Source organism: Clavibacter lycopersici, assembly GCF_003576405.1.
In the GTDB taxonomy this organism is placed as follows: Bacteria; Actinomycetota; Actinomycetes; order Actinomycetales; family Microbacteriaceae; genus Clavibacter; species Clavibacter lycopersici.
Map to the genome: position 1 here is coordinate 1 of NZ_QWGT01000071.1, position 12,184 is coordinate 12,184.

General features: G+C 73.4%; 14 protein-coding genes. 10 read left to right on the forward strand and 4 right to left on the reverse strand.

Features of this window, described 5'->3' with window-relative positions:
* Positions 1-148: 148 nt before the first annotated feature.
* The gene (locus tag DZG00_RS06835; protein ID WP_119382047.1) at positions 149-898 is read left to right on the forward strand and encodes a dienelactone hydrolase family protein; all 750 of its coding nucleotides are present in this window, start codon (positions 149-151) and stop codon (positions 896-898) included.
* A gap of 107 nt (positions 899-1,005) precedes the next feature.
* Positions 1,006-2,262 (forward strand): LCP family protein, encoded by a 1,257-nt coding sequence (locus tag DZG00_RS06840; RefSeq protein ID WP_119382046.1) that lies wholly within the window; start codon positions 1,006-1,008, stop codon positions 2,260-2,262.
* 68 nt (positions 2,263-2,330) lie between these two features.
* Here DZG00_RS06840 and pnuC read toward each other — a convergent pair whose 3' ends face one another.
* The gene (pnuC, locus tag DZG00_RS06845; RefSeq protein WP_119382045.1) at positions 2,331-3,029 is read right to left on the reverse strand and encodes a nicotinamide riboside transporter PnuC; all 699 of its coding nucleotides are present in this window, start codon (positions 3,027-3,029) and stop codon (positions 2,331-2,333) included.
* 148 nt (positions 3,030-3,177) lie between these two features.
* Positions 3,178-3,504, reverse strand: a complete 327-nt coding sequence (locus tag DZG00_RS06850) for a DUF6504 family protein (RefSeq protein WP_233549058.1) — start codon at positions 3,502-3,504, stop codon at positions 3,178-3,180.
* A gap of 249 nt (positions 3,505-3,753) precedes the next feature.
* Between DZG00_RS06850 and DZG00_RS06855 the strand changes: the two genes are divergently transcribed.
* Positions 3,754-4,623 (forward strand): aldo/keto reductase, encoded by an 870-nt coding sequence (locus DZG00_RS06855; protein ID WP_119382044.1) that lies wholly within the window; start codon positions 3,754-3,756, stop codon positions 4,621-4,623.
* 70 nt (positions 4,624-4,693) lie between these two features.
* Here the strand turns inward: DZG00_RS06855 and DZG00_RS06860 are convergent, their stop codons facing one another.
* Both DZG00_RS06860 and DZG00_RS06865 read right to left on the reverse strand, forming a co-directional pair.
* Complete coding sequence (locus DZG00_RS06860) at positions 4,694-5,791, reverse strand: App1 family protein phosphatidate phosphatase (RefSeq protein ID WP_233550090.1); 1,098 nt, start codon at positions 5,789-5,791, stop codon at positions 4,694-4,696.
* A gap of 92 nt (positions 5,792-5,883) precedes the next feature.
* Positions 5,884-6,615: an SOS response-associated peptidase gene (locus tag DZG00_RS06865; protein WP_119382133.1), complete on the reverse strand. Its 732-nt coding sequence runs from the start codon at positions 6,613-6,615 to the stop codon at positions 5,884-5,886.
* 191 nt (positions 6,616-6,806) lie between these two features.
* Here DZG00_RS06865 and DZG00_RS06870 point away from each other — a divergent pair, with 191 nt between their 5' ends.
* The 7 genes from DZG00_RS06870 to DZG00_RS06900 form a co-directional block, all read left to right on the forward strand.
* Complete coding sequence (locus tag DZG00_RS06870) at positions 6,807-7,712, forward strand: ABC transporter ATP-binding protein (RefSeq protein WP_119382134.1); 906 nt, start codon at positions 6,807-6,809, stop codon at positions 7,710-7,712.
* Entirely contained in the window at positions 7,709-8,407 is a 699-nt protein-coding gene (locus DZG00_RS06875) for an ABC transporter permease (protein WP_119382135.1), read from the forward strand. Before DZG00_RS06870 ends, DZG00_RS06875 begins: the two co-directional genes overlap by 4 nt.
* On the forward strand, positions 8,404-9,129 hold the full coding sequence (locus DZG00_RS06880) for an ABC transporter permease (protein ID WP_119382136.1): 726 nt from the start codon (positions 8,404-8,406) through the stop codon (positions 9,127-9,129). The genes DZG00_RS06875 and DZG00_RS06880 overlap by 4 nt, the downstream gene beginning before the upstream one ends.
* 14 nt (positions 9,130-9,143) lie before the next feature.
* Positions 9,144-10,070 (forward strand): ABC transporter substrate-binding protein, encoded by a 927-nt coding sequence (locus DZG00_RS06885; RefSeq protein WP_119382137.1) that lies wholly within the window; start codon positions 9,144-9,146, stop codon positions 10,068-10,070.
* Positions 10,071-10,216: 146 nt separating this feature from the next.
* Positions 10,217-10,666 (forward strand): DUF3618 domain-containing protein, encoded by a 450-nt coding sequence (locus tag DZG00_RS06890; RefSeq protein ID WP_233549068.1) that lies wholly within the window; start codon positions 10,217-10,219, stop codon positions 10,664-10,666.
* A complete protein-coding gene (locus DZG00_RS06895) occupies positions 10,663-11,883 on the forward strand; it encodes a type III polyketide synthase (protein WP_119382138.1) in 1,221 nt (406 codons plus the stop codon). Before DZG00_RS06890 ends, DZG00_RS06895 begins: the two co-directional genes overlap by 4 nt.
* The coding region (locus DZG00_RS06900; protein WP_511172838.1) for a class I SAM-dependent methyltransferase at positions 11,883-12,184 on the forward strand (302 nt) is incomplete at its 3' end. The genes DZG00_RS06895 and DZG00_RS06900, both read left to right, overlap by 1 nt.

Genomic DNA, 12,184 nt, shown 5'->3' on the forward strand with positions numbered 1-12,184 from the left:
GATCCGCGGGGCCGACCGCCTGGCGCTGACCGACCCGGTCCGGTCGGGCAGGCCGCGCTGCCGCGCGCGGGGGCTCGCACGCCTGACGGCTCGCTGCGCGTCGTCGCATCCCGGCGACGACGCGCCGGCCGGGTCCTAGCGTGAGGGCATGCCCGTGACCCTGACCGAGATCCCCCTGCCCGCGGCCTCGCCCGAGGCGTCACCCGGATTGCACGGCGTGCTGGCGGTGCCCGACGGCGAGGGGCCCTGGCCCGCGGTGGTCGTCGTGCACGAGGCCTTCGGCGTCACCGACGTGATGCGCCGCCAGGCCGAGCGCCTCGCCGAGGCGGGGTTCCTCGCGCTCATGCCGGACCTGTTCTCCGCCGGCGGCGCCCGCCGCTGCCTGGTCGCGACCTTCCGCACCCTGGCGGCGGGGGAGGGCCGCGCCTTCGTCGACGTGGAGTCCGCGCGCCGCGCGCTCCTCGCCCGGGCCGACTGCACGGGCCGCGTCGGCGTCATCGGATTCTGCATGGGCGGCGGGTTCGCCCTCGCGGCGGCCTCCCGCGGCTTCGACGCGTCGAGCGTCAACTACGGCATGCTCCCCGAGGACCTCGACGGCGTGCTCGACGGCGCGTGCCCCGTCGTCGCGAGCTACGGCGGCCGCGACCGCCAGCTCGCGGGATCCGCCGACCGCCTCGAGGCCGCCCTCGTGGCGCACGGCATCGACCACGACGTGCGGGAGTACCCGGACGCCGGGCACGCGTTCCTCAACGAGGCGGAGTCCGGACCCAGGGCGCTGCGCCCGGTGATGCGCGCCGTCGGCATGGGCCCGGAGCCGACCTCGGCGGCGGACGCGTGGCGGCGGATCGACGCGTTCCTCGACGCGCACCTGAGCGACGAGGAGCGCACGCGCGCCTAGCGCATCCCGCCGCGCGCCGAGGGGACTCTCCACCGGCCTCGGCTAGCCTGTGGAGGATCCGGGTGCCCGCGCCCGGCGCCCCCCGCCCGGCGACGAGAGATCCATCCATGCAGCACGCTCCCCAGAGGACCCGCGCCGACCGGGCCCGCGTCCGCGGCATCGCCCGCCACGGCAGGCTCCGCACCCCGAGCGCCGGGCGCACCGTCATGAAGGGCATCGGCGCGACCGTGGCAGTCGCCCTGGTGAGCACGCTCTCGGTCGTGGGCATCGCCGCCTGGGACCTCTCCCGCACCGTCGCCGACAACACGGTCGACATCTCGGGCGGCCAGACGATGCCGCCCTCGCTCGGCGGCATCGACGGCGGCGCCAACATCCTCATCGTCGGCAGCGACAGCCGCGCCGGCCAGGGCGACGGCTACGGTGCAGCGGAGGACGTGGGCACGGCCACCCTCAACGACGTCACGATGCTGCTCCACATCAGCGAGGACAGCAGCCGCGCCACCGTCATCTCGTTCCCGCGCGACATGCTCGTCCCGATCCCCGCCTGCGAGGGACCCGACGGCACACAGTACGCCGCCAGCTCCCGTGCGCAGCTCAACGAGTCGCTCTCCCGCGGCGGCTTCGACTGCACCGTGCGCATGGTCGAGGGCCTCACCGGGCTCGACATCCCGTACGGCGGCGTCGTGCAGTTCAACGGCGTGGTCGAGATGTCCAACGCCGTCGGCGGCGTCGAGGTGTGCGTGGCCAACGGCATCTACGACCCGAAGACCGACCTCTCGCTGGATCCGGGCATCCACCCGCTGCAGGGCAAGGAGGCCGTGCAGTTCCTGCGCACCCGCGCCGGCGTGGGCGACGGCAGCGACATCTCGCGCATCGGCAACCAGCAGGTGTTCCTGAGCGCGCTCGTGCGCACCATCAAGAGCTCGGACACGCTCACCAACCCGGCGAAGCTCTACGGCATCGCGCGCGCCGTGGTCGACAACATGCAGCTGTCCACGTCGCTCGCCGACCTCGACACGCTCGTCTCGGTGGCGCTCACCTTCAAGGACATCCCGCTCGACGACGTCGTGTTCCTGCAGTACCCGGGCACGGTGCTGGCCAACGGGCGCGTCCAGCCGGACGAGGCGGCGGCCGCGCAGCTCGTGGGCCTCCTCGCCTCCGACGCGGACTTCTCGCTCGGCCAGACCAGCCAGACCGACGAGTCGGGCAGCGTGCCGGCCGACGGCGCGACGACCCCGCCGGCCACCACCGAACCGCCGACGGACGGCTCCGCACCCGCGCCCGCCCCCACGTCAGAGGTGCTCGACGAGAGCATCACCGGGCAGACGGCGGCGCAGAGCACCTGCTCCAACGGCCGGGGCTGATCCTCCGACGGCCCGTCACGGGCGGCCGTCGCGGCAGCGCCTCTCGGTTGCGCGGATCCGCGGGTCCGTCAGCGGTCGGCGGGCGCCTCGACGACGCGCGGATCCGGGAAGGCCGTCTCGACCGCGGGTGCGTCGGTGCCGCGGGCACGCATCCAGACGAAGAAGCCCGTGAGCGTGAAGGCGCCGTAGAAGACGTACATGAACGCGGACGCGTAGTAGCCGGCGCTCACGAGCAGAGGCACGCCGACGAGGTCGACGGCGACCCAGATGAGCCAGAACTCGACCCAGCCCTTGGCCATGCCGTAGGTGGCGAGGAGCGAGCCGACGAAGATCCAGGCGTCGGCCCACACGGGCTCGTAGGAGCCGAGCGCCCGGAAGAGCGGGGTGAGCAGCGCGGTGCCGCCGACGAGCGCGACCACGAGCAGGATCCGCTCGCGGCCCGACGCCCACCGCGGGACGACGGGGGCGCCGCCGTGCCGGGCCTGGCGCCAGCGCTGCCAGCCGTAGACCGAGACGGCGATGAACATGACCTGGCGGCCGGCCTGGCCGAGCAGGTTGACGGGGTTCGGCGTGCCGAAGACCGCGCCGAGGAAGACGGTGAAGAGGAGCACGTTGCCGACGATGCCCACGGGCCACGCCCACACCTTCCGGCGCATGCCGCCGAGCGCGCTGGCGAGGCCGAAGAGGTTGCCGACGATCTCGCGCCAGAGGATCGTCTGGTCGCCGATGCGGAGCTGCGCGTCGAACAGCCACTCGAGTGCCGCCATCGATGGATCCTTCCGTGCGCCGCGGTCCGGGTGACCTGCGTGCGGGACGCCGCGTGCGGCGCCCATGGGGGAAGGCGCGGGTGCCCCCTGCTATTCCCCGGCGGGACGCCGTGCTGCGCGGGGCCGCGTCGTCCGGCCGCAGCTCGGCTCAGGCGAACAGGCGCACGTCCAGCTCCTCGTCCGACGCCGTGACGAGCGACCACCGGCCGCGCGCGTCGACGCTCAGGTCGAACGAGCCGTCGACCCGGCGCGCGCCCGTCGTGAGCGGCACGGCCTCGACGCGCCACATCGACAGCTCCAGCAGGTGGGCGCTCGCGCCGCGGGGCGCGCGGCCGGTGCGCTGCCACCAGTCGACCCGGGCGATCCACCGCTCGGGCGAGCTGACGACGCCGTAGACCACGCCCCGCCAGGTGAACCGCAGCGGCGAGCCGTCTCCCGAGAGCTCGACCTCCACGTCCTCGTCGATCCGCATCATGCCGCTCCTCCCTCGTCGCGCCGGCCGCGCATCCTGGTTCGAACGGATATTCGAACGTCTGATCCGAGTGTAGGAACGGGCGCCGACATCCGGGAGGGGAGCGGGCGGATCCGCCTCACCCTCGACCGGAGCCTGAGGGTCGCGTCCGGATCGCGCGCATCGGGCATGGATCCGCCGCCCGCCGCGTTGGCTCCAGGGTCCCGAGGGCGGCAGACGCCCCCTCGTCATCGACACCCGAGGAGGGTCCACATGACCGACACCACCACCCGCCCCGCCGGGGCTTCCGGCACCTTCACCATCGGCGGCGACCTGCCCGTCGTCCGGCTCGGCTACGGCACCATGCAGCTGACCGGCGAGGGCGTCTGGGGCGCCCCCGAGGACCCGGCCGAGGCCGTCCGCGTCATCCGCCGCGCCGCCGAGCTCGGCGTCACGTTCTTCGACACCGCCGACTCCTACGGCCCGTTCGTGGCCGAGGAGCTCCTCAAGGAGGCGCTGCACCCCTACGCCGACGACGTCGTCATCGCGACCAAGGGCGGGCTCACGCGTCCCGGCCCCGGCGACTGGCAGCCCGTCGGCCGCCCCGAGTACCTGCGCCAGCAGCTGGAGCTGAGCCTCCGCCACCTCGGGCTCGAGCGCATCGACCTCTACCAGCTGCACCGCATCGACCCCGCCGTGCCGCTCGCCGACCAGATCGGCGTGCTCAAGGACCTGCAGTCCGAGGGCAAGATCCGCCACATCGGGCTCTCCGAGGTGCAGGTCGACGATGTGAAGGCGGCCCGCGAGATCGCCGACATCGTCTCCGTGCAGAACCTCTTCAACCTGGCCAAGCGCGACGCCGAGCCGCTGCTCGACTACGCCGAGGCCGAGGGCCTCGCCTTCATCCCGTGGTTCCCGCTCGCGACCGGCGAGCTCGCGAAGGACGGCGGCCCGCTCGACGCCCTCGCGAAGCAGCACGACGCGCGCGCCTCGCAGCTCGCGCTCGCCTGGCTCCTGCGCCGCTCGCCCGTCATGCTGCCGATCCCCGGCACCAAGTCGGTCGGGCACGTCGAGGACAACATCGCCGCGGCGGGCATCGAGCTCACCGACGACGAGTTCCAGGCGCTCACCGACGCCGTCTGATCCACCCGCACGCACGAGGGCCCCGCAGGACGCATGTCCTGCGGGGCCCTCGTGCGCGGTCGCGGATCCGCTAGGTCCCGATGCGGGTGCCCGAGTCGTCCGCGAGCCCGAGGTCGTCGAGCTGGGCGAGGAGGCTCGCGCCGTCCGGGGCGTAGACCCACGGGATGGGGCTGTCGAGCGCGCGCTTCTCGGCCTTGGCGCGCCCGCCCGCGAGCACGGCCTCGCCCGCGCTCAGCTGGCGGATCATCACGACCTCCACGTTGTCGGGGTGCTGCTCCGCGAACTCGCCGTACAGGAGCTCGTCGTGCTGGCCGTCGTCGCCCGCGAGGATCCACTTCACCCGCGGGAACTCCTCCGCGAGCCGCCGCAGGTTGTTGCGCTTGTGCTCCATGCCGCTGCGGAACCACCGGTCGACGGTGGGACCCCAGTCGGTGAGGAGGATCGGGCCCGGCGGGTACAGGTTGCGCGACAGGAACCGGGTGAGGGTCGGCGCCACGTTCCACGCACCGGTCGAGAGGTAGAGCACCGGCGCGCCCGCGTGCTGCAGGCGGAGCCGCTCGTAGAGCACGGCCATGCCGGGCGTCGGCGTTCGCGCGTGCTCGTCGAGCACGAACGTGTTCCAGGCGGCGAGGAACGGCCGGGGGAGCGCGGTGACCATGACGGTGTCGTCGATGTCGCTGAGGATCCCCGTGCGCACGTCGTCGCCGACGATGAACACGGGCGCCTCGACGGTCTCGGACCCCTCGGACCGGATGCGGATCGTGTGCCAGCCGCTCGCCAGGCTCGCCTCGACGACCTGGTCGACGACGCCGCCGCGGTCGGCCCGCACGTGGTGCTCGGTCCCGTCGATCTCGACGACGACGTCGACGTCGGTGAGCGGGACGCTCGTGAAGCTCCGCCAGCCGCGGACGACCTTGTCGCCGGCGAGGGCGCGCTTGCTCTTCGGGTCGGTGAGGAGGACGCGGCAGAGGACGCGGACCCAGCGCACGGATCCGTATCCGGCGTACGGGATGACGGTCGGCTCCAGCCCGCGCTTGCGGGCCCGGCCCTCGCGGATCTCGTGGATGCGGTCCTCGATGCGCGCCGCCCGGTGCAGCACGGGGGCGGCGGCCGGTGACTCGAGGAGCGTGCGGGTCGCGTGCTTCTTCTTCTTCGAGGAGGGGGCCACGCGGCCAGTCAACCAGACGCGGGGCGCCGCCCGACGCGAGCGGGCACCCGGAGGGCGGCGGGTGGCGCCCGTGCGGCGGGTGGCGCCGCGGATCACACGGGCCGGGCGAGCTCCGCCGTGTCCGGTGCGCCCTGGTCGATGCCGGGGCCGACCTCGTCGATAGCGAGCTGCTCGACCACGTCCTCCGCCTGCGCGGCGACGGCGCGCAGGAGGTCGGGCGAGCCCTCGGCCGTGGGGTCGAGCCACTCCTCGACGACGTCGGGGGAGAGCACGACGGGCATGCGCTCCGCGAGCGCCTCCACCGTGCCGGCCGACGGCCGGGTGAGGACCGCGCAGCTCAGCACCCAGCGGGCCGGGTCGTCGGCGGCGCGCGCCGGATCCCTCCACCACTCGTACAGCGCCGCGAGCAGCACGGTGCCCTCGCCCGCGCCGACGAGATAGGGCGTGCGGAGGCCGTCGTCGGTCTCGTGGTGCTCGTAGTAGCCCGACACCGGGATCGCCGCGCGCCGCGACACGAGCGCCTGCAGGAGCTCCGGCCGGGTGGCGAGCTGCTCGGCGGGGACCTCCGCGAGGGGCGGGCCCTGGTCCGGCCCGGGGGATCCCGCGGGCACGAGCCCCCACCTGGCCGACTCGAGGCGCCGCACGGGCACCTGGTCCTCGGTGTCGCCCTCGGCGCGGCGGGGGAGCGTGTCGACGAGGACCGCCACGCGCTGCCCGGGCTCGATGCGCCATGAGGGCGCGGGCACGGCGTCGCCCGCGTGATCCACGTCGAGCAGCCCGACCAGGTCGTCGGCGGTCGTGGCCCGGGCGAGGATGCGCGTCATGCCCTCCATCCTGGCGGACGCGTCCGACGCCGACCGACGCGTGCGCGGCATCCGGGGACTGTCCGCTGGAGCCCCATTTGTTACGAAGTGGCGTCAGGGGACGACCCGGTGCGGGTGATCCGCGGCGGGCGTGGTTCGCTGGTGTGCCTGGCAAGTGTCGATTCGTAGTGCCTACGAGGAATGAGCCACCCATGATCGAGTTCCACCACGTCCGCAAGCAGTACCCGGACGGCACCCTCGCGATCGAGGACTTCAGCCTCGTCGTCCCCTCGCAGACCACGACGGTCCTCGTCGGCTCCTCGGGCTGCGGCAAGACGACCCTCATGCGCATGATCAACCGGATGGTCGAGCCCACCTCGGGCCGCATCGAGATCGACGGCACCGACATCGCCACCCAGGACGCCGTCAAGCTCCGCCGCAGCATCGGCTACGTGATGCAGAACTCCGGCCTCCTCCCGCACCGCAAGGTCGTCGACAACATCGCGACCGTGCCGCGCCTCACGGGCGTCGACAAGAGGGCGGCGCGCGAGGGCGCCCTGGCGCTCATGGACACCGTCGGCCTCGACCGCTCGATGGCCGACCGCTACCCGTCGCAGCTCTCCGGCGGCCAGCAGCAGCGCGTGGGCGTCGCCCGCGGCCTCGCGGTGGACCCGAACATCCTGCTCATGGACGAGCCGTTCGGCGCGGTCGACCCGCTCGTGCGCGACGACCTGCAGCAGGAGCTCATCCGCCTGCGCACCGAGCTCGACAAGACCGTCGTCTTCGTCACGCACGACATCGACGAGGCGTTCCTCCTCGGCGACCAGGTCGTGATCCTCGAGAAGGGCGGCCGCATCGCCCAGCAGGGCACGCCGCAGGAGATCCTCTCGAACCCGGCGAACGACTTCGTGCGCGACTTCGTGGGCGCCGACAAGGGCAAGCGCGCGCTGCACGTCGAAGAGACCGGCACGGGCCGCGTCCTCGTCGACCGCGACGGCCGGCTCGTGGGCGTGCTCGACGACGAGGGGCGCTCCGCCTCCCGAACCGCATCCGCGTCGACCGAGGCGGGGGCCGCGCACGCCCCCGGTGCCCAGGCGCAGGGTGCGGGACCCGCGTGAACTGGGTCGTCGCCAACATCCAGACGGTGCTCGACCTGGCGGTCGCGCATGTCGCGCTGTCCGTCGTGCCCGTGATCCTGGGCCTCGTCATCTCGCTGCCGCTCGGGTGGCTCGCCAACCGGTACCGGCGCTCGCGCGGTGCCCTGCTCACCCTCGGCGGCGCGCTCTACACGATCCCGTCGATCGCGCTCCTGCTCGCGATGCCGGCCGTCCTCGGCACGAACATCCTCGACCCCCTGAACATCGTCGTCGCGCTGACGGTCTACGCGGTGGCGCTCATGATCCGGATCACGTCGGACGCGCTGGCCTCGGTGTCGCCGGACGTGAAGCAGTCCGCCACGGCGATGGGCTACGCGGGGTGGGCCAGGTTCTGGCGCGTCGAGCTGCCGCTGGCCGGACCCGTGCTGCTGGCCGGGCTCCGCGTGGTCTCGGTGAGCACGGTCAGCATGGTCACCGTCGGCTCGCTGTCCGGGATCCAGAGCCTGGGGACCATGATCCTCACCGGCTACCGGCGCCAGTTCTACACCGAGATCGTCACGGGCATCGTCGGCATCGTCGTGATCGCCCTCGTCTTCGACCTCATCCTCCTGGTCGCCGGCAGGCTGCTCATGCCCTGGTCCGCGCAGCCGTCGCTCCGCGCCCGCACGCGCGCGGCCCGCCGCGCCTCCCTCGTCACGGACGGGAGCGCCTCGTGAACCTCTTCGCCGAGGCCTTCGGCCTCCTCCTCGACGGCTCCCGGTGGGGCGGGGCCACGGGCTACGGCACGCGGCTCGTCGAGCACCTGGGCTACACCGCCCTGGCGATGGGCGTCGCCGCGCTGATCGCGATCCCCGCAGGCCTGTACATCGGCCACACGGGGCGCGGGCGCACCGTCGCCGTCGCCTTCTCCGGCGGGCTCCGCGCGCTGCCGACGCTCGGCGTGCTCGTGCTGCTGGGCCTCCTGTTCGGCATCGGGCTCACGGGTCCGATCCTCACCTTCTCGCTGCTCGGCATCCCCCCGCTGCTGGCAGGGGTCTACTCCGGCGTTCAGGCCGTGGACCGCGCCGCGATCGACGCGGCGCGCGCGGTGGGCATGACCGAGCGGCAGATCCTCGGCCGCGTGGAGATCCCGTTGGCCCTGCCGCTGATGATCAGCGGCTTCCGCGCCGCGATCCTCCAGGTCATCAGCACGGTGACCCTCGGCGCCTACCTCGGGCTCGGCGGCCTCGGCCGCGACATCTTCACCGGGCTCACGACGAGCGACTACCCGCTGCTGCTCGCATCCGCCCTCCTCGTCACCGCCCTCGCCCTGCTCGTCGACGCGTTCTTCGCGATCGTCCAGCGCGCCGTCGTGCCGCGCGGCGTAGTCGCCGCATCCGGACGCACCCCCGACTCACCACGGACCTCGTCGAGGTCCGCGGTCAGCACCACTCCCTGAAAGGAACACAGCACATGACCCACAGCATCACCCGCCGGCTCCTCGTCGGCACCGTCGCGCTGGGCACCGCGATGGCCCTCGCCGGCTGCGCGTCCGGCGATCCCCTCGACACCTCGGGCGGATCCGCCTCCGCCGCGCCCACCGACACCATCTCCGTCGGCTCGGCCGCGTTCGGCGAGAACGTCATCCTCGCCGAGGTCTACGCACAGGCCCTCGAGGCCAACGACGTGAAGGTCACGCGCAACCTGCAGATCGGCGAGCGCGAGGTCTACCTCAAGGCGCTCGAGGAGGGGTCCATCGACCTCATCCCCGAGTACACGGGCAACCTGCTCTCCGCCTACGAGCCCGACTCCACGGAGACGTCGAGCGATGACGTCTACAGCGCCCTGACCGGTGCGCTGCCGGACGGCTTCGAGGTGCTCGACCAGTCGCCGGCCGAGGACAAGGACTCCTACAACGTCACCACGGAGTACTCCGAGGCGAACGGCGTCACCAGCCTCTCCGACCTCCGGGGCAAGACCGTCCGCGTCGGCGGAGGCGCGGTCCTGGGCGAGCGCCCGTACGGGATCCCCGGGCTCACCGACGTCTACGGCATCGATGCGAGCCTCGTGAACATCGAGGACCAGGGCGGCCCCAACACCGTCAAGGCCCTCCTCGACGGCCAGGTCGACATGGCGAACATCTACACGACCACGCCGTCGATCCTCGACAACGACTTCGTCACGCTCGAGGACCCCGAGAACCTCATCAAGGCCCAGAACGTCGTGCCGCTCGTCAACACGGCGAAGATGAACCCCGACGTCTCCTCGATCCTCGACGAGGTGTCGGCCGCGCTGACCACCGAGGACCTCACCGAGATGAACCGCCGCAACCAGGGCGACGAGAAGGCGGAGCCCGCCGCCATCGCCGCCGACTGGCTGAAGGAGAAGGCCCTCTTCTAGGAGGGGCCGATCCGGGCGGCGACGCCCGGCACCCGCGAGGGGTCGACGCGTGAGCGCCGGCCCCTCGCGCCGTCGGTGCCCGCGCCGGGCACGACGGAGCAGAATGGATCCACCGCATGTCCTTTCCCGATGGCAGGAGCCCGCGCATGGCCAAGAAGAAGTCCCCGACCGGCGAGGTGAGCGTCCTCGGCGCCGTCACCACGGTCGCCCGCGAGGTCCGCAAGCACAAGACGGTCGCCGAGTCGGCGCCGCACGGCGAGGGCGCGAACATCCCGCCAGCGCCCAAGCGCAGCCCTGAGGAGCTGAAGCGCGACATCCAGGCCGGCCGGGACCAGCTCGCGCGCACCGTCCGGGAGCTCGAGACCGCGCTCGACGTGCCCGCCCGGGCCTCCGAGCTGAAGGCCGACGCCGCGGGACGCGCGCGCGCCATCCGCGACGACGTCACCGCCCGAGTGCGCACGACCAGCAGGGACGTCGCGCGCCGCACGCGCGCGTTCACGAAGAAGGACCCCGCCGTCGCCGCGTCGATCGGCGCGGGCGCCGTGGCCGTCGTCCTCGCGGTCGGGGCCGCCGTCGTCTCGGGCGGCCGACGCTGACCGCCTCGATCCGCTCCATCGCCACGGCGGTTCCGCCGACCGTCCTCGCGCAGGACGGCGTGCGCGACCTCTTCGGCAGCCAGCCGGAGCTCGGGCGGCTCGGCACGCGGCTGGTGTCCGCGGCGTTCGGCGCGTCCGGGATCCGCACGCGGCACACGGTGATCCGCGAGCTCGGCACCGCGCCCGGCATGCAGGGCGCCGACGCGCCCGCGGATCCCGCCGACGGCGATCCCGTGTTCTACGACCGGGCCAGCGGGCGGATCCTCACGCCCGGCACCGGCGCGCGCAACGACACGTACATCCGGGAGGCTCCCGCCCTGCTGCTCGGCGCCGCGCGCCAGGCGGTCGAGGAGGCCTCAGGGCTCGAGGCGTCCGACGTCACGCACGTGGTCACCGTCTCCTGCACGGGCTTCTACGCGCCCGGACCCGACTACGCCGTCGTGCGCGGACTCGGGCTCGGGGCGTCCACCCAGCGCTTCCACCTCGGCTTCATGGGCTGCTACGGCGCGTTCCCGGCGCTCCGCATGGCCGCCCAGTTCTGCGCCGCCGACCCGGACGCCGTCGTCCTCGTCGTGTGCGTGGAGCTGTGCTCGCTGCACCTGCACTCGTCGGGCGACGCCGACACCATCGTCGCGTCATCCGTCTTCGGCGACGGGGCCGCGGCCGCCGTCGTGACCGCGAGGCCGGCGCCCGCAGGATCCACCGTGCTCGACCTCGACGCGTTCGAGACCGTCCTCACCCCCGTGGGCGAGGAGGACATGGCGTGGACCATCGGCGACCAGGGCTTCGACATGATCCTGTCGAGCTACGTGCCGAGGATCATCGACGAGCACATCACGGGCGCGCTCGTGCCGCTCTGGGCGCAGGTGCCCGCGCTCGATGGCATCGCGCCGGCGTCGATCGAGGACTGGGCGATCCACCCCGGCGGCCGCAGCATCCTCGACCGCGTGGAGGACCGGCTGGCCCTCGCGCCCGCCCAGCTCGAGGCGTCGCGGTCCACGCTCGCGGAGGTCGGCAACATGTCGAGCGCGACCGTGCTGTTCGTGCTCCAGCGGATCCTGCACCGGATGCCGCCCGCGGACGTGCCCGGCCGGCCGGATGTCGCGGTCGCCTCGCTCGTCGCCGCATCCGGTCCCGGCGCCGGACGCGTGTGCGCCATGGCGTTCGGCCCCGGCCTCACGGTCGAGACGGCGCTCATGACGCGCCGGACCGCCTGATGGACCTCTCCCGCCGCGACACCGGGCTCACCGAGCTCATGGACGACCCGGACTGCGACCCGGCGGCGCTCGACCGCACCTACGCGCGCTTCCCGGTGGTCAACCGCGTGGTCGCCGGGTGGCGCGGGGTCTACCGGTCGAGGATCCGCCCGCTGCTGTCCGCCGACCGGGAGACGACGCTCCTCGACATCGGGTCGGGCGGCGGGGACGTGCCGCTCTCCCTCGCGCGGTGGGCCCGGCGCGACGGGCTGCGGCTGAGCGTCACGGGCATCGACCCGGATCCGCGCGCCGCGGCGTTCGC